A 20,473-nucleotide genomic window follows, 5' to 3' on the forward strand; every position below is an offset into this window, starting at 1 on the left:
CCAGCCACCGCCATCTGCTACTTCCAGTACGACGCCACCGCACCCGGCGCACCGTCGGTCAGCAGCACCGCCTACCCACCCCAGGGCCCGACGACGGTCACCGCCGGCAACTCGGGCTCGCTCACCCTGACGGCGTCGGACGGCGGCAACAACCCCAGCGGGGTCGCATCCTTCAAATACAACGTCAACGGTACTGGCATCAGCTCCGGCGGCAGCGGCCAGCAGACGATCGCCGCGGCCGGCGGCACGGCCACGCCGAGCGTCGCCCTGTCGGCGCTGCACTGGGGTACCAACACCGTCTGGGTCCAGACGGTCGACGCGGCCGGCAACGTCTCGCAGCCGGTGCACTACGACTTCTTCGTGCAGCAGTCGGCGTTCGGCGCCTACACGCCGGGCACCGCCGGGGACGTCGACGGCGACAACAAGCCGGACCTGACCACTGTGGACACTGCCGGCAACGTGCGCCTGTACAGCAACCCCGACGCCGTGTCCGTCCTGCCCACCGGCGACACCATCGCCGACCCGCGGCAGTACGGCGGGCGGGTGCTCCTGCCGTTCAACCAGGACTCCCTGTGGCCGGGCGGCACCTTCGGCGGCGCGATCGTCGCGCACGCGGGCTCGTTCAGCGGCAAGAACGCCGACGACCTCCTCATCGTGCAGAACGGCAAGTTCGCCGTCGCGCAGAACAACCAGGGCAACGGCACCGCCTGGACGATGACCAGCGATATCGCCAAGCCGGCCTGCGGAACCTGTGCCGGCTACAACGGCGACGACTGGTCCGCGGTACGCCAGATGATCGCGGTCCCGCCGACCACCCCGGGCGGCCGGCCCAGCATCATGACGCTGGAGTTCTGGCAGGACAACATCCAGCTGTGGCTGTACACGCCGACCCCCACCGGTATCGGGTTCAACGCGCCCACCCACATCGCCGGCAACTACAGCGACTGGGCCTGGGAGCAGGCGCAGCTGCTCGCCGCCGGCCCGTTCCCCGGCCTCACCGGCACGACGCTGCTGATCCGCGGAATCGGCACCGGCAACCTGACCGCCCTGGAGAACGCCGGGGTGCCGCTGACCGGCTCGCCGGCCACCACGAACCGGCAGATCATCGGCGGCGGCTTCTACCAGTCGTCGGCCGCGATGACGACCGCCGGCCCGGTTGACCCGCAGGGCCACTGGGCCATTACGTCCATCGGCGTCGACGGCACCCTCGCCCTGTTCGACGCGACGACCACCCCGACCGGGACCACGTTCCTCCCCGGCCGGGCGGTCACCGGCAGCGCCTGGAGCTCGCACCAGGTCGCGCTCGGCCCGTCGTACACGCCGCCGAACAAGATCGGCATCATGACCGACGGGCAGACCACGGTCGACCCGGTCTTCCCCGGCTTCGCGTACTCCGGGACCGCGCTGGCCACCGCGACCATCGGCAGTGGCTTCACGTCGTCCTGCCCGTGGGGGTCCTGCCAGTCCGGCCTGCTGCCCGGCTACTCCCTGACGAACACGACCGGCGAGAACGTCTACACCATCGTCGGCGGCCGGTCGAACCACTACGACGCCTGGCAGGCGATCGGCCAGACCGTCCCCGCCCCGCCGGCCAGCAGCGGCTCGTTCGCCAACCACATCTCGTTCCTCGGCGCCGCGTCGGCAAACACGACCGACTCGGCCAAGGTGACGTTCACCGACGGCACCACCCAGCAGGTCCCGATCACCTTCACCGGCTGGACGCAGGGCAGCGCCCCGCAGGCCGGCAACACCGTCGCCGCCTCGATGCCGTACCGCATCAACAGCGCGACCGGCGCGAAGGACATGGTGCCGGTGTACCTGTACGCCACCGCGGACGTACAACTGCTGGACAACGGCCAGCCGCTCGCGGCGAGCGGCAGCCAGATCGCCTCGATCACGCTGCCGAACAACCCCGCAATGTCGATCTTCGCCATCGCGGTCAACTGACGGAGGGGCCGGCCCTTTCCGGGGCCGGCCCCACCCCGTTGGAATCGCCTACCTCGCGCTGAGCGGCCTCGAGGCCGGCGTGATCGGGGCGGGCAGGCTGCCGGCGCCGCCCAGGTACCGGTGGACGGCCGCGGCGGCCGAGCGGCCCTCCGCGATCGCCCACACGATGAGCGACGGCCCGCGGCGGGCGTCGCCGGCCGCGAAGACGCCCGGCGCCCCGGTCTGCCAGTCCGCGCCGGCGTCCAGCGTGCCCCGGCCGTTGCGGGTCAGCTCGGCCTGGGCCAGGTGCGGTCCGGGCTGGGTGCCGGCGAAGCCGATCGCCAGCAGGGCCAGGTCGGCCGGGACCTCGCGGATCGTGCCCTCGACCTCACTCAGCGTGAAGCCGGGGCCGATGAGGACGTCCACCAGCTCGACCGCGCGCAGGCGGCCCTCGTCGTCGCCGATGAAGCGGCGCACCGAGCAGCCGAAGTTGCGCTCGCCGCCCTCCTCGTGCGCCGAGCCGCTGCGCAGCGTGGTCGGCCAGGTCGGCCACGGGTCGCGGCCGCCGTCGCGCATCGGCGGGGGCAGCGGGGCCACCTCCACCAGCTGCACGCTGGTCGCGCCCTGCCGGTGCGCGGTGCCGAGGCAGTCCGCGGCGGTGTCGCCGCCGCCGACGACGATGACGTGCAGGCCGGCCGCGTCGATCGGCGGTGCCGGCAGCGAGCCGGCGACGACCCGGTTCGCGCCCTCGAGGTACTCCATGGCCTGGTGGATGCCGCTGAGCTCCCGGCCGGGAGTGCCCGGCACGTCGCGGGGGTCGAGGGCGCCGCAGGCCAGGACGACGGCGTCGTGGCGCTCCCGCAACTCGGCCAGCGAGACGTCGACGCCGACCTCGCAGCCGGTGACGAACTGCACGCCCTCCTCGGCGAGCTGGGCGGCGCGCCGGTCGATGTGGCGCTTCTCCAGCTTGAAGTCGGGGATGCCGTAGCGGAGCAGGCCGCCGACGGCGTCGCTGCGCTCGTACACGGTCGTGGCGTGCCCGGCCCGCGCCAGCTGCTGGGCGGCGGCCAGGCCGGCGGGCCCGGAGCCGACCACGGCCACGCTGTGCCCGGACGGCGGCGCGACCGCGAAGGGCCGCAGCGGCTCGCCCTCGGTGACGCGGTTGATGATCTCGACCTCGACCTGCTTGATCGTGACCGGGTCGTCACCGATGCCGAGGACGCAGGCCGCCTCGCACGGTGCCGGGCAGAGCCGCCCGGTGAACTCGGGGAAGTTGTTGGTGGCGTGCAGCGTCTCGGCGGCCCGCTCCCAGTCGCCGACGCGCACCAGGTCGTTCCAGTCCGGGATCAGGTTGCCCAGCGGGCAGCCGTTGTGGCAGTACGGCACGCCGCAGTTCATGCACCGGCTGGACTGCTCGTGGATCATCTGCTCGTCGACGCGCCGGTAGACGTCACGCCAGTCGCCGATGCGCTCGGGCACCGGGCGCAGCAGCGGCAGCTGCCGGCGGTACTTCATGAATCCCATCGGATCAGGCATGACTGGCCTCCGTTGCCTGGCGGTGCATCCGGATCGCGACGGGACAACGCTGGCCCGAAATGTGAGACGGCGGTCCCACAGAGGTGGAACGCACCCTAACCGACGTGCCCCGGTGCAGTGCAAGGGGCACGAACCGCCAAGTTCGCCACAGCACCGGCCGCCGGACCGGTGTCAGCACTGTGACGGTCCCGTGTCAGGGCGGCCCGTGAATGTGGTCGCTATGACGAAGCAGACATCCTGGGCCGGCCTGGTACCCGTCGACGACACCGCGCTGTACGTTACCGACACCGGCGGCCCCGGCCGCCCCGTGATCTACCTCAACGGCGCCTACGCCGACCAGTCGCACTGGCGCCGCGTCATCGACGGGCTCGGCGACTCCTACCGGCACATCGCCTACGACGAGCGCGCCCGCGGCAAGTCCAAGCGCTCGCAGGACTACTCGTTCGAGGCGTGCCTGCGCGACCTCGACGCCGTGCTGGCGGCGCGCGGGGTCCAGGAGGCGCCGATCCTCGTGGGCTGGTCCTACGGCGGGGTGTTGGCGTGGCATTGGAGCGACCGGCACCCGGACCGCGTTGCCGGCGTGGTGGTCGTGGACGCGTTCCCGGTCGGCCTGACCGGCGCGGAGGGCGCGGCCCGCATCCGCAAGCTGTTCCGCCGGATGCGGCTGTTCTTCCCGATCGCCAGCCGGCTGGGCCTGGCCGCGCGGATGAGCGCCGACCAGCACGCCGACGTCAACATCGAGCTCAACGAGATCGCCGCCGCCAGCGTGCCGGTCCTCGAGCGGGCGACCCGGCCCGTGCGGTTCGTCCTGGCCACGGGCGACAGCCTCGGCAGCAGCGGCGGGGAGATGGACGAGGGGCGCAAGGTGCTCGACCCGGTCGTCGCGGCCAACCCGAACGTCAGGATCAGCGCCAGGGTCGCCAGCAACCACTCCAAGATCCTGCGCAACGACTCCCCCGCCGTCGCTGCCGCGGTCCGCGAACTGACCTGAGCCGGGCCGCCGGAACTCCGGCGGCCCGGCCGGGCCCGGCCTCAGCTCCAGGACGCTTGGCCTTCGACGGCCGCCACGATGCGGCGTCGCGAAGCAGTTGAGGGCATGAGGTGCTCCGTTCCCGCCGCTTCCGTGCGGCGCCGGATCTCACGATGCCCGGCCCGGGTTGCCGTCCGGGTGCGGCCGGGGCCGTCTGCCCGTCCGGAAGGCGGCTCTGTCTGACCGCCCGACGCCGGATCGCCACCGCGCACCCGGCCCGCACCCGCACCGCAACCGGGCCGCGCCGGAAGGGGCCCGCCGCAGCGGCGCCGAAACATCGCCGTATTTCCATATTGCCATTGATCGAATACGATGGTCATCGCCGCTCACCGCCGCGCGGCCGGGAACTTCGAGGTGCCGATGGACGCTGTTCACCGCCCAGTATCCGCTCGTACAGTTGACCTCGGTTAGCTGCCGATCATGATCGAAGGGCTCAGGCAGACCACCGCCGGGCCGGTCCCGCTCGACCCCGTCGCCCCGGACGATCCCGGCGCGGCACGGCGAGCCCGCCGGCGGCGTTCCTCCCGCGAGGCGGCGGTGTTCATCGCCCTGGCCGCGCCGAACATCGCGCTCATCGTGATGTTCACGTACCGGCCGCTGGTGCAGAACGTCTACTACTCGACGCTGGACTGGACGCTTGGCGCGCCGACGGCCCGGGCGGTCGGCCTGGACAACTACGTCCGGTTCTTCACCTCCGACGAGTCCGGGCGGGTCTTCCTCACCACGGCCCTGTTCACGGTGGCCACGGTCGCGCTGTCGATGGGCCTCGGGCTGCTGGTCGCCCTCGGGCTCAACCGGCGGGTGCGCGGCGCCGGGCTCGCCCAGGCCACCGTGTTCTCGCCGTTCGTGCTCTCGGGCGTCGGCGTCGGGCTGGCGTGGCAGTACATCTTCGACCCCACCGTCGGCGCGCTCGGCGCGGTGCTGCGCGGTTTCGGCGTGGCCAGCCCGCAGTGGTTCAACAACGAGACGCTGAGCCTGGTCATGGTCGTCATCGTGTACGTCTGGAAGAACCTCGGCTACGCGGCGGTCATCTACCTGGCCGGGCTGCAGGCGATCTCCTCCGACATCCTGGAGGCCGCCGCGATCGACGGGGCCGGGCCCGTGCGCAAATTCTTCTCGGTCACGTTCCCGCTGCTGTCGCCCACGACGTTCTTCCTGCTGGTGACGAGCATCCTCAACTCGCTGCAGGCCTTCGACCTGATCCGCGCGATGACACCGCTCGGCCGCGGGACCACGACCCTCATCTACGACGCCTACCTGCGCGCGTTCGGCGGGTACAACCAGGCGGGTTACTCGGCGATGCTCTCCACGGTCCTGTTCGCGCTGCTGGTCGTGCTGACCCTCGTGCAGCTGGTGGTCCTCGAGCGGCGGGTGCACTACCGGTGAGCGCCGTGAGCACCGCCGAGGCGCGGCCGCTGTCCCGCCGCAACCTCGTCGCCACCCTGGTCACCGGCTACGTGCCGATCGTGCTGGCCATCCTCGTGGTGATCCTGCCGCTGGGGTACATGATCCTGTCGTCGTTCAAGACGCCGTCCGACGTCATCACCCAGAAGCTCGTCGTGCTGCCCGACCCGTGGCACCCGCAGAACTACCGCGACGCGGCGCAGGTCGTGCCGTTCGCGCGGCTGTTCCTCAACTCGGCGATCGTCACGGTCGTCGGGGCCGGGATCAAGGTGCTGCTGGCCATCCTCACGGCGTACGCGCTGGTATTCGTGCGCTTCCCGGGCAAGCGGTACGTGTTCTGGGCCGTGCTCGCCACGCTCATGGTGCCGCCGCAGGTCAGCGTCGTGCCGAACTTCACCTTCATCAGCGGCCTCGGCGGCCAGGACACGTACTGGGGCATCATCCTGCCCGGGCTCGGCAGCGGCTTCGGGACGTTCCTGCTGCGCCAGGCGTTCCTGCAGCTGCCCGCCGACGTGCTGGAGGCCGCGGAGACCGATGGCGCCGGGCACTGGCGGCGGCTGTGGCGCATGGTGGTGCCGATGGCCGCGCCCAGCATCGCCACCGTCGCCCTGGTGAACATCGTCTTCGAGTGGAACGACTACCTCTGGCCGCTGGTGATCGTCTCGAACCCCAGCATGATGACGCTGCCGGTGGGCCTGACGCTGCTGCAGAACAGCGAGAGCTCGGCCGCCTCGTACGGCATCGTCATGGCCGGCACCGTCATGGTGCTCCTCCCCGTGCTGCTCGTCTTCGCCGCGCTCCAGCGGTACATCGTCACCGGCTTGACGCAGGGTGCCGTCAAGGGGTGAACACCCGAACAACCAGGAGGTTCCAAGTGTCCTTGTCCCAGCCTGCCGAGTTCAGCCGGCGGCGGTTCCTCGGCCTCGCCGCCGGTGGACTGTCCGCGGCGGCTCTGGCCGCGTGCACCGGGGGCCCGTCGACGACGTCGGCGGACTCGTCGAGCAAGCCCGAGCAGCTCGACTTCACCGGCGTCAAGCCGGCCGGCTCCATCACCTTCTGGTCGTCCAACCCGGGCTCGTCGCAGGCGGTCACCCAGGAGATCATCGACGGGTTCCACAAGAGCCAGTCGGACATCAAGGTCCAGCTCGTGACCGCGGGCTCGACGTACGAGGACATCGCGCAGAAGTTCCAGGCCGCGCAGGCCGGCGGCACGCTGCCCGACCTCGTCGTGCTCTCCGACGTCTGGTGGTTCCGCTACTACCTGCAGGACTCCATCATCCCGCTCGACTCGCTGTTCAAGGCGCTGAACTGGGACACCGGCGACTACCGCGAGCAGCTGCTGACCGACTACAAGTACAAGGACTCGATCTGGGCCGTGCCGTGGGCGCGCTCCACGCCGCTGTTCTACTGGAACAAGGCGCACTGGGCGGCCGCCGGGCTGCCCGACCGCGCGCCGAAGACCTGGGACGAGTTCGCCGAGTGGGCGCCGAAGCTGCAGACGTCCAACGCGGGCCTGCAGCACGCGTTCCAGCTGCCCGCGCTGGCCGGGTACGCCGGCTGGAGCTTCCAGAACAACCTCTGGGGTACCGGCGGCGGCTGGTCGGCCAAGGAGACCTTCGACGTCACCTGCGACAAGCCCGAGTCCGTGGCGGGGCTGCAGTTCCTGGCCGACGCGGTGTACAAGGGCAAGTGGTCGGGTGTGGCCGGCAAGGACTCGACCCAGGACCTGTCGGCCGGCGCGGTCAGCGCGACCGTCGGCTCGACCGGCAGCCTGGTCGGCATCCTCAAGACCGCCAAGTTCGACGTCGGCGCCGGCTTCCTGCCGGGCGGGCCGAAGTCGACCTCGCCGGTGTGCCCCACGGGCGGCGCGGGCGTCGGCATCCCGAAGAAGCTCAAGCCCGAGAACCAGCTCGCGGCGGCGACCTTCATCAAGTACCTGACCTCGCCCGAGAACACCCTCAAGTTCTCCCAGGCGACCGGGTACATGCCGGTGCGCAAGTCGGCCGACACGTCGGCGCTGACCTCCAAGACGCCGCAGGCGCAGGTCGCCATCGACCAGCTCGCGGTGACCCGCAACCAGGACTGGGCCCGGGTCTTCCTGCCCGGCGCCGACCAGGAGATGGCCAATGCCTGCGCCGAGATCCTGACCAAGAACGGCGACGTGCAGGCCCAGATGACCAAGCTCAAGTCGACCCTCGAGGGCATCTACACCTCACAGGTCAAGCCGCACCTCAAGTAGCGGCGCCGGCCTCGTAGGCGATGACGACCAGCTGCGCGCGGTCACGCGCGTGCAGCTTGGTCATCGCCCGGTTGATGTGGGTCTTCGCGGTGATCGGGCTGATCGCCATGCGGGCCGCGATCTCGGCGTTGGACAGGCCCTGCGCGACCAGGGCGACCGCCTCGCGCTCGCGGCCCGTGAGCGCCCGCAGCGCGGCGGCGGAGCGGGCCGGCGGCGGCTGGGCGACGTACCGTTCGATGAGCCGCCGGGTGATCGACGGGGCCAGCAGCGCGTCGCCGCGCGCCGCGACCCGCACGGCGTGCAGGAAGTCCTCCGGCAGGATGTCCTTGACGAGGAACCCGGCCGCCCCCGCGCGCAGCGCCTCGAGCACGTACTCGTCCATCCCGTAGTTCGTCAGCACGACGACGTGCACCGCGGCGAGCTCGGGGTCGGCGGCGATGCGCCGGGTCGCCTCGATGCCGTCGACGGTGGGCATCCGCACGTCGAGCAGGACCACGTCGGGCCGGTGCTCCCGGGCCAGCCGCACGCCGTCGCCGCCGTCGCCGGCCTCGGCCACGACCTCGATGTCGTCCTCGGCGTCGAGCAGCGCGCGGAACCCGCTGCGGATGAGCGGCTGGTCGTCTACGAGCAGGACCCGGATCACGAGGCGGCCACGACCGGCAGCTCGGCGCGCACGGTGAAGCCGTGGCCGGGGCGGGGCTCGGCGAGCAGCCGGCCGCCGAGGGCGCTCACCCGCTCGCGCATCCCGAGCAGCCCGACGCCGGGCACCGGCGGGGCCTGCGGCGTGGCCCGGCCGTCGTCCTCGACGCGCACGACGACCGCGTCGCGGCGGTACTCGATGCACACCGTCGCGGTGCCGGCGCCGGCGTGGCGGGCCACGTTGGTCAGCGCCTCCTGCACGATCCGGTACGCGGTCCGGCCCACCGTGACCGGCACCCCGGCGGGCTCCCCCTCGATCGTCAGCGACGCGTCCAGGCCCGTCGCCCGGGCCCGCTCGACCAGGTCCGGGAGGCCGTCGAGGCCGTGCGGCGGGGCCTGCCCGTCGTCGCGCAGCGCCTCCAGGGTCGCCCGCAGCTCGCGCGACGCCTCGCGGCCGGCGTCCCGGATCGCGAGCAGGGCCGGCGGTACCGGCTCGCCGCGCTTGTGCGCCAGGTGCACCGCCGCCTCGGCCTGCACCTTGATCACCGAGATCTGATGGGTGAGCGAGTCGTGCAGCTCCCGGGCGATGTGCAGCCGCTCCTCGTCGGCGCGGCGGCGGGCGACCTCCTCGCGCGTGCGCTCGGCCTCGTCGGCGCGGCGCTCGGCCTGGCGCAGGGCCTCGCCGGCGGCCCCGGCGGCGATCAGCCAGGCCAGCTCCAGCACGCCCCGGGCCTGTGTGAAGGCCGCGCCCGCGGGCAGGCCCGAGACCATCGCGGCGAGCGGCAGCGCGGCGAGCACGGCGATGCTCGCCGCGACGGTGGCGCGACGGTGGCCGGCCCGCATCGCGGCGTACACGGCGACCAGGTAGCCGACGGCGAACACGTTGAACCCGGCGGCCCGGTAGCCGACCGCGCACAGCCCGGTGACGAGCAGCACGGCGACCGGGGCGCGGCGCCGGGCGGCCAGGGCCAGGCCACCGGCGGCCAGCAGCGCGTAGCCGGCCGCGCCGGCACCGTCGGCCGCCCGGTGCTCGGCCAGCCCCGCGACCACGAGGATCGCCGCCCCGCCGGCGCCGGCCAGCGCGTCGCCGGTACCGATGCGTGCACCGCCCATGCGGGCACCCTAGCCGCAGATCGGCGCCCGCGACTCCTGCGCGCGGACCGTGTGCGCCTGCTGCGTCCGCAGTAGACGCCGCCCGGCTGCCACGCCCGCGGCAGCGCGCGAAGCCATCCCCGGCGCGATGTGCGCGGCCGGCCCGGGCGGACAGGATCGATGCATCCGGTTCCGGCAATGACGAGGAGAGCGCCATGTCCGTTCCACTCCTGACCCTCGACCGTGTCGTGGCCACCGCGGGCACGTTCGTCGCACTGGGCGGCGCGATCACCGGCGGCCTCGCGCTGGCGGGCCGCCTGCGTCAGCGGGGCCCGGTCGTCGCGCTGGCGGCGGGCGCGGCCGGCGTGGTCGTCGGCGTGCTGATCCTGGCCACCGCCGACGGCGGCCCGGGCACGGGCAACGGCGTCATCGGCGCCGGCGCGGCGATCGTGTTCGGGCTGGCCGCGGTCGTCCTGGGCGCCCTGGCCCGGCGCCGGGCAATTGCATCAAACTAATTTGTTGTACTGTCTGAGCCGTGGCAGTACCGACGTTCCTGCGGGCCTCGGCCCATCCGCTGCGGTGGCGGCTGCTCGGCGAGCTCGCCCGGGGCGACCGCCAGGTGGGCGAGCTGACCGAGCTGCTCGGCGAGCGGCAGAGCCTCGTCTCGTACCATCTGGGCCTGCTCCGTAAGGCCGAGCTCGTGCGGTCGCGCCGCAGCGCCGCCGACGCCCGCGACGTCTACTACCGCCTCGACCTCGCCCGGTGCGCCACCCTGCTGGAGGCGGCCGGCGGCGCCCTGCACCCGGGACTGCGCCCCGGGCCGGCCCCGGCGCCCGGCCCGGCGCGGGTGCTGTTCCTGTGCACCGGCAACAGCGCCCGCTCGCAGATGGCCGAGGCGCTGCTGCGCGACCGGTCCGGCGGCGCGGTGGCGGCGTTCAGCGCGGGCAGCCGGCCCAAGCCGATCCACCCGGACGCGGTCGCGGCGATGGCCGCGCGCGGCCTCGACCTGAGCGCCGCCCGGCCCAAGCACCTCGACGAGTTCGCCGGGCGGCGCTTCACGCACGTGATCACGCTGTGCGACCGGGTCCGGGAGGTCTGCCCGGAGTTTCCCGGGCACCCCGCGGCGGCCCACTGGAGCATGCCCGACCCGTCGGCCGAGCCGGACGGACGCCCGGCGTTCGACCGGGCCGCCGACGAGCTCGCCGAGCGGATCGCGTTCCTGCTGCACACTCTGGCCGCGGCGTGACCGCGACGGGGGTGGGCCTGGGCACGGTGCTCAGGGAGTGGGGCCGGATCGGCTGCCTGGGCTTCGGCGGCCCGCCGGCGCACATCGCGCTGCTGCGCAAGCTGTGCGTCGAGGACCGCGGCTGGCTCGACGCGCAGGAGTTCGAGGACGCGATCGCGGCCTGCAACCTGCTGCCCGGCCCCGCCTCCACCCAGCTCGCGATCTTCTGCGCCTGGCGGGTCCGGGGCCGCGCGGGAGCGCTCGTCGGCGGCGCCGCGTTCATCGTTCCCGGGCTCGTCGTCATCCTCGCCCTGGCCGTGCTGTTCCTGCGCGGCGACCCGCCGACGTGGGTCAAGGCCGCCGGGGCCGGGGCCGGGGCGGCGGTGGCCGCGGTCGCGGTGCAGGCCGGGGTCAGCCTCGTCCCGGCCGGCTGGCGGCGCGCGCCCCGGCACAGCAGCCGGGTGCGGTGGGTGGCGTACGTCCTGGTGGGCGCGGTCGCCGCGGCCACCATCGGCCCGTGGCTGGTGCTGCTGCTCATCGCCGGCGGCTTCGTGGAGATCCTGGCCCAGCGGGTTCCGGTCCGGCCCCGCCGCCGCCCGGTGCCCGGCCTGCCCGCGCTGGCCGCGGCGGGCCTGGGCGGCGGCGTGCTGCTCTCCGTCGCCTGGGTGGCGATCAAGGTCGGTGCCCTGTCGTACGGCGGCGGGTTCGTCATCATCCCGCTCATGCGCGCCGACGCCGTCGACCACTACCACTGGATGACCGGCGCCCAGTTCCTCAACGCCGTCGCGCTGGGCCAGATCACGCCGGGCCCGGTCGTGCAGACGGTCGCCGTGGTCGGCTACGCCGCGGCCGGCCTCGGCGGCGGCGTGCTCGCCTCCGCCGTCGCCTTCAGCCCGTCCTTCGCGTTCATCCTGCTCGGCGCGGACCGCTTCGACCGGCTGCGGGGCAACCGGGGCGTGCGCGCGTTCCTCGACGGCGCGGGGCCGGCCGCGATCGGCGCGATCTTGGGCTCCGCCGTCCCGCTGGCGCGCGCCCTGGCCGAGCCGTGGCAGTTCTGCGTGCTGGCCGGCGCGGCCGTGCTCCTGCTCGCCCTGCGCCGCGGCCCGGTCCTGACCCTGCTGATCGCGGCCGCCGCCGGGCTGCTCATCGTCCTGGCCGGCGGGGACCTGCCCGGCTGACGGACCGGCGCGTAGCGGCGGGCCGCGCCGATCCGGCCGTGGCCGGATTCCGCCGGCCTGTGGCAGTCCTGCCACTGCCGCGCCGGCGCGAGTGGATCTACGGTCGGTGGCCGTGACCAAAGTGCTGCTCAGCATCCACGTCCTCGCCGCCATCGTCGCCGTCGGGCCCGTCACCGTCGCGGCCAGCATGTTTCCCGCCGCCGCGCGCCGGGGTGACGCCGGCGCGCTGCGCCTGCTGCACCGGATCTGCACGGTGTACGCCGTCATCGGCGTGGCCGTGCCCGTGTTCGGGCTGGCCACCGCGAGCAGCCTCGGCGTGCTCGGCGACGCGTGGCTGCTGGCCTCGATCGCCCTCACGGCCGCCGCGGCCGCGCTGCTCGGGCTCGTCGTGCTTCCCCGGCAGCGGCGGCTGGTGAACGGTACCGACGAAGCCGCCGGAACAACGGCGCGCCTCGGGATGCTGACGGGCGTGTTCAACCTGCTGTGGGTGGTCGTCGTGGTGCTGATGATCGTGCGGCCCGGCTCCACGACGGGCGCGTGAGATGTCGCCGTTCACCCTGCTGCGCGCGGCCGCGGTGGTCGAGCTCGCCAGCCTCGCCGTGCTCCTGGCCAACCTGGCCACGGTGCACGTCCCCGCCGTCGCCTCGCTCGTGGGGCCGATCCACGGCTGCGCGTACCTGCTCGTCATCGGCGTCACCGGGCAACTGACCCGATCGGCGCGGGCGACGCTGCCGGCCGCGATCCCGGTCGTCGGCGGGCTCATGGCGCTGCGGCGGGTACACCGTCAGGCGCCCGGCCCCGGCCAGACGTAGGGCTCGTCCGGGTCCTCGCCCGGGAAGAGCGGGCCGTAGAAGTCCGGGTCCTTGCGCACCAGGGCCGCACGGTGGCTGCGGTGCACGTCCTCCCGCCCGAGCCAGGCCGGCAGCGCCCCGGCCGCGGCCAGCTCCTCCTGGGTGCGGGCCGGCCCGCACGTGTCGAGCAGCGTCGCCGCGACGGTGTCGGCGTGGCCGAGCGCGGTCCACGCGGCGCACATCTCCAGGCCGTAGCGCACCAGCGCCTCCTCGCACCCGGACCACATCTTGACCGCCGGGTGGTGCCGCCAGCCGTACCCGGGCACGACGAGCCCGCGCAGCACCTGCAGCGCCTCGACCCGCTGCTTGCCGAGCCGGCGCCGGTCCAGCACCCGGGCGCTGGCCGCGAAGTCGGCGTAGGGCAGGAACGTCTGCACGCCCACCGTCATACCCGCGGACACGGCGACCCGCGCACGTTTTGTCCGGGGTACGTCTTAAGGTGTGCGCATGCCCAAGGACGCACGGCCGCCGGCCACCGGCATCGCGGCCCCTGAGGCGGTCGACGCGTTGCTGGCCGCCAGCCGGGCGCTGGTGGGCATCGCCGCCCGGTCCCTGGCCGACGTCGACCCGGATGTGACGCTGCCGCAGTACCGCGCCCTGGTCGTCCTCGCCGCCCGCGGCCCGCAGCGGGTCGCCGACATCTCGGCCGAGCTCGCGGTGGCCCCGTCGACCGGCACCCGCATGTGCGACCGGCTGGTGCGCAAGGGCCTGCTCCGCCGGTCCCGGACCGCCTTCGACCGGCGGGTCGTGCGGCTCACCCTGACCACGGCCGGGCGGCGGCTCGTGCACGAGGTGATGGAGAGCCGCCGAGCGCTGCTCACCGCCGTCGTGGCCGCGACCGCGGATGTCTGGCACCCGGCGGTGGCGCCGGCCCTGCGCGCCTTCGCGGCCGCCGCCGGCGAGGTGCCGGAGAGCGAGTGGTGGCTCGGCTTCCCGTCCGCCGACGACGAGCCCGAGGCCTGAGAGCTGGCGGTGTACTTGCTTTGATGCAACGATTGGCCGATGCGGACGGCCGATGACCGTGCACCACGCGCGCCGGAGTCGCCCGGGCCCGCGTTCCTGACGCTGACCGTGGGCGGGGCCGGCGTCGCCGTCTCCTACTGGTTCGGCTGGGACATCGGGGCGCTGCTCGCGGTCGAGGCGCTGGCCGGCTTCGGGCTGGCCCTGTCCGACGGCGAGCCCGACGACGAGATCTCCTCGCTCTGACCGGCCTTACAGCGGCCCCAGCACCGCGTCGGGGTCGGCGTCCAGGGCGAGCGTCTCGAGCACGGTGAGCAGCTGCCGCTCCTCGTAGCGGAAGTGCGACTCCATGATGGCCGCCACCCCCTCCAGGTGCCGCAGCAGCTGCGCGGGCGGGGCGGTCGCGCCGGCGGCGGCCTGCAGCCCGGCCAGCAGGTGCGAGATCATCGAGTGGTCCTGCCGCAGCGCGTGCAGCGTCGGGGCCAGGTGCGGGTACTGCTCCGCGATCGCCGGGAACAGGTCGCGGTCCTCGCCCTCGTGGTGCGCCGCCAGCGCGGTGCAGAAGCCGTGGCAGTACAGCAGCTGGTCGCGCAGCGCGGCCGGTGCGGGTGCGCCGGCGGCCAGCGCCTCGCGGGTCACGGCCAGGGCCTCGCGCAGCCGCGCGTGCACGCGGCGCAGCTCGTTGCTCCAGGCGACAAGCCTGGTCGCCCCGCCCTCAGCCGGCATCGGCACCACCGCTCGGCCGGGAGCTCAGCACGGCCCAGCCCCGCGCCGGCAGCCGGACCTGCGCGCCGTCCAGGGTGCCCGTGCCCGCGGCGAGGGCGTCGGCGCCGGCCGCTGGGACCGCCACCGGATCATCGGCCAGGTTGAGCGCGGCGATCAGAGCGCCCGCGCCCGTCGCCGTGCGCAGGACCGCCTGGCGGTTGTCGAGGTGCACGACGTCGGTGTGGGCCCGAACGACCCACGGGTGCCGGCGGCGCACGGCGATCAGCTCCCGGTGCCGGCGCAGCGTCTCGTTCCCGGCCGGCGGATGCTCCGGAAACTCCGGTCGCACCGCGTCGTCGCCGCCGAGCCGCTGCTCCTTCACGCCCGTCCAGCCGTACTCGTCGCCGGCGTACACGCTCGGCACGCCCGCCACGGTGAACAGGACCGCGAGCGCGTGCGGCACGAAGCCGGCGCCGACCGCCGAGGCGATGCGGGTCACGTCGTGGTTGCCGACGAACGTGGCCGGCACGAACCCGGCGAGCAGGTCGTTGTGGCGCTTGAGCGCGTGCGCGAGCTCGAAGAGGTTCCGGTCGGCGATGCCGTGCCAGATGCCCTGCCACAGCTCGTACTGCGTTACCGAGTCCATTGTGGACTCGCGCACGATCCCGGCGTAGTCGCCGTGGATGACCTCCCCGGCGAACCAGGCCTCCGGGTGGCGCTCGCGCACGCGGGGCAGGACGGCGGCCCAGAACCGCGGCGGCACCGCGTATGCCGCGTCGAGCCGCCAGCCGTCCGCGCCCCGGTCCAGCCAGTGCCGCATGACCCGGACCACGAGGTCGGCCACGGCGGGCTCGTCGTGGTTGAGCACGACGAGCGAGTCGTGGCCCTCGAACACCGCGTCGCGCAGCATGCCCGGCCCGAGCGGCGGGTGCGCGCGCCCGACGTGGTTGAACACGCCGTCGAGCAGCACCCGGACCCCGCGCGCGTGGGCCGCGGCGACGAGCCGGTCGAAGTCGGTGTCGTCGCCGAGGCGCGGGTCGATCCGGAAGTGGTCGACGGTGTCGTAGCCGTGGGTCTGGGACGCGAAGATCGGACCGAGCGCGATGCCGTTGAGCCCGAGGCTCACCACGTGGTCGAGCCAGCCCTCGATGCGCCCGAGCCGGTGCACGACCCCTTCGGCGGCGTCGGTACCGCCGGGGCGCACCGGGGCGCCGGTGAAGCCGAGCGGGTACAGCTGCCACCACATCACGTGATCGGGCCAGGAGCTCACGATCACCAAGCATAGGCGAGCGGGCCGGACGGTACCGGCCCGCTGCCCGCGGCGGTGGTCAGACGATCGACGGCGATGCGATCCATCCACTGTGGATCACAATCGGCATGCATGGACCGCGGTTCGACGGGTACCAGTTCAGAGCAGGAAGCAAGGAAGCGAGCAAGGAAGGAAGGAATTCCCCCGTGACTTCCAACCACACTGATGTCACCACGATGCTGGGCCGGGACGTCTACGACCGCGACGGTGACAAGATCGGTAGCGTCGGCCAGGTCTACGCCGACCACGCCGGGCAGCCGACCTGGGCGAGCGTGAACACCGGCTTCTTCGGCCTGCGCCAGTCGCTGGTGCCGCTGTCCGGGGCCACGAGCCACGGCGACGGCCTGCAGGTGCCGTTCGAGAAGGCGACCGTCAAGGACGCGCCGAACGTGGACCACGAGGTCGACGAGCCGCTGACCAGCGACCAGGTGCAGGAGCTGTACCGGCACTACCAGCTGCAGTGGGACACCGACAGCACGGCGGACTACACGGACGGCTACACCGCCGGCGCCGAGCACACGCGCGACGGCTACCTGGACACCGACGGCGACGCGATGCCCCGCGTCGAGAAGCACACGGACACCGCGCGGCTGCGCCGGTACGGCTCGGCCACGTCCGGCGCGGACGTCACCGAGTCGGAGCACGAGATGCAGCTGGACCCCGAGGTCCCGGGCGACGAGGGCCGCCGCCCGCCGGCCTGACCGCGCCCCGCACCACCCTCGCGATGCCGTCCCGGGCGACCGGGGCGGCATCGTGCCGTGCCGGTCAGACCGCCGACGGTGTCAGTGCGGAGACGGCGAACAGCCGCAGCAGGGGCCACGACGGCCTGGTGGAGGACTCGATGGTCCAGCCGCGCCGCCCGGCGGTGTCCAGCACCCCGTCGGCGTACGCGGCCAGCGCCACGACCCGCACCCGGCCGTGCCGGTCGGTGAGCGCGTCGCGGACCTCGGCGGCGTGCTGGTCGACGGCGGCGGCGAGCCACGTGGGCGCGGCGACCTGGGCCGCGACGGCGGCCTGGAGCCGCTCGGCGAGCTCGGCCAGGCGCAGGCGGGCCTGCGGTGCGAAGGCCGGCTCCGGCACTTGATCCATCGGAACAGAGTAGGAAGCCCCGGTTACGAAACGGTGACACGGCGGGCCTCGGCCCGATCGTTGCGACCCGTCCGGGCCCGGCCCGGCGGGCGGGGGGCCGGGCCCGGACGGTTGCGACCTGTCCCCGGCGCGGCCCGCTGGGCAGAGGGGGCCGGCCGGGGACAGATCTGCCGCGCCCTACAGCAGGCCGCGCGCCGAGAAGGCGGAGCGCGTGGCCTGAGCGGCCGCGGAGCCGTAGAGCCGCTGGGCGGCGTCCACCGTGGCCTGAGCCGCGGCGCGGAACGTGATGTCCGGGGTGAAGGCGAACTGCGCCTCCACGATCAGCGTCGTGGCCCGGGTGTCGCCGAGCGCGGAGCGGACGTCCCACAGCGCGCGGGACCAGATCTCGCCGTCGGCGTGGACCTCGCCGACCACGTCGGCCGGGTAGTGCTTGTCGCCGTCGAGGCGGCGCAGGCAGTGCGGGGCGGTGCTGGTGTAGGACACGGAGTCCCAGTCCGCGACGCAGGCCTCGGGGGTGAGCGTGGGCACGCCGGTGGCCCAGCTGGTGACGGCGACGGCGAGATAGTCACCGAACGCCTCCCCGATGGCGCCGGACTCCAGGGTCGTACCGAAGCCGGGGACCTGGCCGTCCTGGACCGAGTGGCCGTACTCGTGGACGATCACCTCGGCGTCCTCGGCGTCGTCGACGCCGCCCTTGCCGAGGCTGATGTTCGCCTTGTCGTCGCGGAAGAAGGAGTTGTCGCCGCCGTACTGGTCGATGCGCAGCTCGATCTGGCGCTGGTTGACCGGGCGCAGCGCCGAGCCGAAGCCCAGGTGCTGCAGGTACTGCTGGGCCGTGGTCACCCAGTAGTACCCCATCACCTGCTCGAACTGGTCGCTGTCGCGGTGCCAGGCCGGGAAGGCCCCGTCGACGAGGACGGCGGCCTTGCCGGTGGAGCTCTTGACCACGACGTAACGGCCCGCCAGCCGGCCGGAGCCGTCGAGCTCGCTGAGCGTGACCCGGCGGTAGGCCGGCGCGAAGGCCGGCAGGTCGGCGTCCTTGGCGTCGGTCAGGTCCTGCCGGCCGAGCGCCTGGACCGGGTTGGGGTAGAACACCGTGCCCGGGGCCGTGGTCACGGCGGCCCGGGCCGCTGGGGCCGGGAGGAGTGCGGCCACGACCACGACCGCCACAAAGGCAACATGTCGATGCATGCAGCAAAGGGCGGCGCGGCCGTGCTGTGCGTTACTCCGACCGGCCGCGCCCGGCCGGCGCGGCCGCCGCGGCCAGGCCCGTCCGCGCCATCGCCTGCCACCGCTGCCGGCCGCCCAGCAGGGCCGCCACCGTGCCCTGCAGGACCACCAGGTAGAGCAGCTGCCGGTAGACCACGTGCTGCAGCGGGACGGTCCACAGCGGGGTGAGCGGCTCCCGGTCCAGGCGCAGCGCGTAGGCGGTGGTCGCCAGCTGCAGGGCGGTGAACCCGCACCACACCGCGGCGACCTGGGCCCAGGGCAGGAACAGCGCGCCGTAGATCGCGTAGACGTCGACCAGCGGGGCGGCCAGCGGCAGCAGCACCTGGAACAGCATCAGGTAGAGCAGCCCCCGCCGGCCGAGGCGCCCGGCGCCGCCCCGCTCCCGGACCGCTCCCCGGTGCTTCCAGGCCGCCTGCATCGTGCCGTAGCACCAGCGGTACCGCTGCCGCCACAACTGCCGCACCGTGCCCGGCGCCTCCGTCCACGCCACCGCGTCGTCGGCGTAGACGGCCCGCCACCCGGCCCGCAGGACCGCCATGGTCAGGTCGGTGTCCTCGGCCAGCGTGTCGCCGGGGACCCCGCCGACGTCGCGCAGGGCCTCGCGCCGGAACGCCCCGATCGCCCCCGGGATGGTCGGCATGCACTCGCCGAGGTCGAACAGGCGCCGGTCGAGGTTGAACCCCACCACGTACTCCAGGTGCTGCCACCGCCCGAGCAGCCCGCCGCGGTTGGCCACCTTCGTGTTGCCGCTCACCGCGCCGACGGCCGGGTCGGCGAAGGGCTGCACGAGGCGCCCGACGGCGTCCGGCTCGAAGACGGTGTCACCGTCGACGAGCACGAGCAGGTCGCCCCGGGCCACGGCGATCCCGGCGTTGAGGGCGGCCGGCTTGCCCGCATTGGCCTGCCGCAGCAGGTGTACCGCGGGCAGTTCCCGGGCCATCCGGCGCACGATGGCGGCGGTGTCGTCCGTCGAGCCGTCGTCGACCACGACGATCTCGCAGCCCGGGTAGTCGCTCCCGGCCAGGGACCGGATGGTGCCGGCGATGTTCGCCGCCTCGTTGTACGCCGGGACGATGATCGACACGCGGCCCAGGTACCGGCGCGGTCCCCACCGGCCCCGCGACCGGCGGGCGTGCCGGCGGGCCGCCACGACCTGCACCGCGAGCCGTATCAGGGCCAGCACCGTGCCGGCGACCACGATCCACTCGATGGCGGCGGCCAGGAGGCGTCCGGCGGTCTGGCTCCACCGCAGCGCGGTCCCCCGCACGACCATGCCCGTCGAGGCGGCCGGCGCCGGCGGCAGGCCGAGCCCCTCGGACACCGTGACGAACCGGCCGCCGGCCTGGGCCAGGATCCGCCGGGTCGCCTCGACCGTCTGCGACCGGTCCCCGCCGCCGTCGTGCAGCATGATCACCGCTCCGGCGCCGGCCGGCCCGTGCAGCGCCTCGCGCACGATGGCGTCGGCGCCGGGCCGCTCCCAGTCCCGCGGGTCACGGTCGGCCAGCACGGCCAGGTACCCGTCGACCGCGTCCGGCATCGACAGGTACGGGGGGCGCATGAGCAGCGGCCGCCGCCCGGTCGCGGCCGCGATCGCGTTCGCGGTGAGGGCGAGCTCGAACCGCTGCCGCCACGGCGGCAGCGCGGCGAGGTCCGGGTGCGTGAACGTGTGCACGCCCACCTCGTGGCCCTCGTCGACCATCCGGCGCACCAGGTCCGGATAGCGGTTGACCTGCGATCCGATGACGAAGAAGGTGGCGTGGGCGTGGTACTGCCGCAGCAGGTCCAGCACCTGCGGGGTCCAGCGCGGGTCGGGCCCGTCGTCGAAGGTGAGCGCGAGGGCCCCGGCCGGCAGCCGGGCCGCCTCCACCCCGCCGGCCGTGTAGCGCAGCACCGGCCCGTCGCCGGTGGCCGCGGCCTGGACGGCCGCCCCGTGGGGCCCCTCGGCGCCGACCCCGCCGGCGTACCCCTGCAAAGCCAGCTCGGTCAGCAGCAGAAGCACGCCGAGCAGGAACAACAGCCAGTGCGCCCGCGGCTCGCGGCGGGCTTTGTGCCGGCTCATG

The 20,473-nt window shown here is 73.9% G+C and carries 21 protein-coding genes and 1 pseudogene; 13 read left to right on the forward strand and 9 right to left on the reverse strand.

The features are described 5' to 3' along the window. A pseudogene (locus AB0B76_RS24270) lies at window positions 1-1,947 on the forward strand (hypothetical protein); the annotation flags it as partial. A 48-nt stretch (window positions 1,948-1,995) separates the two neighbouring features. Here the strand turns inward: AB0B76_RS24270 and AB0B76_RS24275 are convergent. Next, window positions 1,996-3,462, reverse strand: a complete 1,467-nt coding sequence (locus tag AB0B76_RS24275; RefSeq protein WP_360379141.1) for a glutamate synthase subunit beta — start codon at window positions 3,460-3,462, stop codon at window positions 1,996-1,998. Window positions 3,463-3,682: 220 nt separating this feature from the next. Here AB0B76_RS24275 and AB0B76_RS24280 point away from each other — a divergent pair, with 220 nt between their 5' ends. From AB0B76_RS24280 to AB0B76_RS24295, 4 genes are all read left to right on the forward strand, one after another. Then, window positions 3,683-4,453 carry an alpha/beta fold hydrolase gene (locus tag AB0B76_RS24280; RefSeq protein WP_360379144.1) on the forward strand — a complete coding sequence of 257 codons (771 nt, stop codon included), beginning with the start codon at window positions 3,683-3,685 and terminating at the stop codon, window positions 4,451-4,453. A gap of 459 nt (window positions 4,454-4,912) precedes the next feature. After that, window positions 4,913-5,878 (forward strand): sugar ABC transporter permease, encoded by a 966-nt coding sequence (locus tag AB0B76_RS24285; protein ID WP_360379146.1) that lies wholly within the window; start codon window positions 4,913-4,915, stop codon window positions 5,876-5,878. Further along, window positions 5,875-6,744, forward strand: coding sequence for a carbohydrate ABC transporter permease (locus AB0B76_RS24290; RefSeq protein WP_360379149.1), 870 nt, complete (start codon window positions 5,875-5,877; stop codon window positions 6,742-6,744). Before AB0B76_RS24285 ends, AB0B76_RS24290 begins: the two co-directional genes overlap by 4 nt. A 26-nt stretch (window positions 6,745-6,770) precedes the next feature. Beyond that, window positions 6,771-8,135 carry an ABC transporter substrate-binding protein gene (locus AB0B76_RS24295; protein WP_360379152.1) on the forward strand — a complete coding sequence of 455 codons (1,365 nt, stop codon included), beginning with the start codon at window positions 6,771-6,773 and terminating at the stop codon, window positions 8,133-8,135. Here AB0B76_RS24295 and AB0B76_RS24300 read toward each other — a convergent pair. Continuing rightward, complete coding sequence (locus AB0B76_RS24300) at window positions 8,128-8,778, reverse strand: response regulator transcription factor (RefSeq protein ID WP_360379155.1); 651 nt, start codon at window positions 8,776-8,778, stop codon at window positions 8,128-8,130. The genes AB0B76_RS24295 and AB0B76_RS24300 overlap by 8 nt on opposite strands. After that, on the reverse strand, window positions 8,775-9,887 hold the full coding sequence (locus tag AB0B76_RS24305) for a sensor histidine kinase (RefSeq protein WP_360379158.1): 1,113 nt from the start codon (window positions 9,885-9,887) through the stop codon (window positions 8,775-8,777). The genes AB0B76_RS24300 and AB0B76_RS24305 overlap by 4 nt, the downstream gene beginning before the upstream one ends. Before the next feature lie 194 nt (window positions 9,888-10,081). Here AB0B76_RS24305 and AB0B76_RS24310 point away from each other — a divergent pair, with 194 nt between their 5' ends. The 5 genes from AB0B76_RS24310 to AB0B76_RS24330 all read left to right on the forward strand — a co-directional run bounded on the left by AB0B76_RS24310 (window position 10,082) and on the right by AB0B76_RS24330 (window position 13,081). Continuing rightward, the gene (locus AB0B76_RS24310) at window positions 10,082-10,381 is read left to right on the forward strand and encodes a DUF6223 family protein (RefSeq protein WP_360379160.1); all 300 of its coding nucleotides are present in this window, start codon (window positions 10,082-10,084) and stop codon (window positions 10,379-10,381) included. Window positions 10,382-10,401: 20 nt separating this feature from the next. Then, window positions 10,402-11,112, forward strand: coding sequence for a metalloregulator ArsR/SmtB family transcription factor (locus AB0B76_RS24315; protein ID WP_360379162.1), 711 nt, complete (start codon window positions 10,402-10,404; stop codon window positions 11,110-11,112). Next, window positions 11,109-12,269: a chromate efflux transporter gene (chrA, locus tag AB0B76_RS24320; RefSeq protein WP_360379165.1), complete on the forward strand. Its 1,161-nt coding sequence runs from the start codon at window positions 11,109-11,111 to the stop codon at window positions 12,267-12,269. The genes AB0B76_RS24315 and chrA overlap by 4 nt, the downstream gene beginning before the upstream one ends. A gap of 112 nt (window positions 12,270-12,381) precedes the next feature. Beyond that, window positions 12,382-12,810 carry a DUF2269 family protein gene (locus AB0B76_RS24325; RefSeq protein WP_360379167.1) on the forward strand — a complete coding sequence of 143 codons (429 nt, stop codon included), beginning with the start codon at window positions 12,382-12,384 and terminating at the stop codon, window positions 12,808-12,810. A 1-nt stretch (window position 12,811) separates the two neighbouring features. Beyond that, on the forward strand, window positions 12,812-13,081 hold the full coding sequence (locus tag AB0B76_RS24330) for a DUF3817 domain-containing protein (RefSeq protein ID WP_360379169.1): 270 nt from the start codon (window positions 12,812-12,814) through the stop codon (window positions 13,079-13,081). Here AB0B76_RS24330 and AB0B76_RS24335 read toward each other — a convergent pair. Then, complete coding sequence (locus tag AB0B76_RS24335) at window positions 13,054-13,497, reverse strand: MSMEG_6728 family protein (RefSeq protein WP_360379655.1); 444 nt, start codon at window positions 13,495-13,497, stop codon at window positions 13,054-13,056. The two genes, AB0B76_RS24330 and AB0B76_RS24335, sit on opposite strands and share 28 nt — an antisense overlap. Window positions 13,498-13,567: 70 nt before the next feature. Between AB0B76_RS24335 and AB0B76_RS24340 the strand changes: the two genes are divergently transcribed. Next, entirely contained in the window at window positions 13,568-14,083 is a 516-nt protein-coding gene (locus AB0B76_RS24340; RefSeq protein ID WP_360379171.1) for a MarR family winged helix-turn-helix transcriptional regulator, read from the forward strand. A 39-nt stretch (window positions 14,084-14,122) separates the two neighbouring features. Next, window positions 14,123-14,326, forward strand: coding sequence for a hypothetical protein (locus AB0B76_RS24345; protein WP_360379174.1), 204 nt, complete (start codon window positions 14,123-14,125; stop codon window positions 14,324-14,326). 6 nt (window positions 14,327-14,332) lie between these two features. On the opposite strand, the gene AB0B76_RS24350 is transcribed toward AB0B76_RS24345, so the two are convergent. Both AB0B76_RS24350 and AB0B76_RS24355 read right to left on the reverse strand, forming a co-directional pair. After that, entirely contained in the window at window positions 14,333-14,806 is a 474-nt protein-coding gene (locus AB0B76_RS24350) for a hemerythrin domain-containing protein (RefSeq protein ID WP_360379176.1), read from the reverse strand. After that, window positions 14,796-16,055 (reverse strand): alpha-amylase family protein, encoded by a 1,260-nt coding sequence (locus AB0B76_RS24355; protein WP_360379179.1) that lies wholly within the window; start codon window positions 16,053-16,055, stop codon window positions 14,796-14,798. Before AB0B76_RS24355 ends, AB0B76_RS24350 begins: the two co-directional genes overlap by 11 nt. 185 nt (window positions 16,056-16,240) lie before the next feature. Here AB0B76_RS24355 and AB0B76_RS24360 point away from each other — a divergent pair, with 185 nt between their 5' ends. Continuing rightward, window positions 16,241-16,795 (forward strand): PRC-barrel domain-containing protein, encoded by a 555-nt coding sequence (locus AB0B76_RS24360; RefSeq protein ID WP_360379182.1) that lies wholly within the window; start codon window positions 16,241-16,243, stop codon window positions 16,793-16,795. A 64-nt stretch (window positions 16,796-16,859) separates the two neighbouring features. On the opposite strand, the gene AB0B76_RS24365 is transcribed toward AB0B76_RS24360, so the two are convergent. The 3 genes from AB0B76_RS24365 to AB0B76_RS24375 all read right to left on the reverse strand — a co-directional run bounded on the left by AB0B76_RS24365 (window position 16,860) and on the right by AB0B76_RS24375 (window position 20,472). Then, window positions 16,860-17,183 (reverse strand): DUF6401 family natural product biosynthesis protein, encoded by a 324-nt coding sequence (locus AB0B76_RS24365; RefSeq protein WP_360379184.1) that lies wholly within the window; start codon window positions 17,181-17,183, stop codon window positions 16,860-16,862. 177 nt (window positions 17,184-17,360) lie between these two features. Then, window positions 17,361-18,374, reverse strand: coding sequence for a M4 family metallopeptidase (locus AB0B76_RS24370; RefSeq protein ID WP_360379187.1), 1,014 nt, complete (start codon window positions 18,372-18,374; stop codon window positions 17,361-17,363). 31 nt (window positions 18,375-18,405) lie between these two features. Beyond that, entirely contained in the window at window positions 18,406-20,472 is a 2,067-nt protein-coding gene (locus AB0B76_RS24375; protein WP_360379189.1) for a bifunctional polysaccharide deacetylase/glycosyltransferase family 2 protein, read from the reverse strand. Window position 20,473: the final 1 nt, after the last annotated feature.

It is taken from the genome of Dactylosporangium sp. NPDC049140, assembly GCF_040648435.1.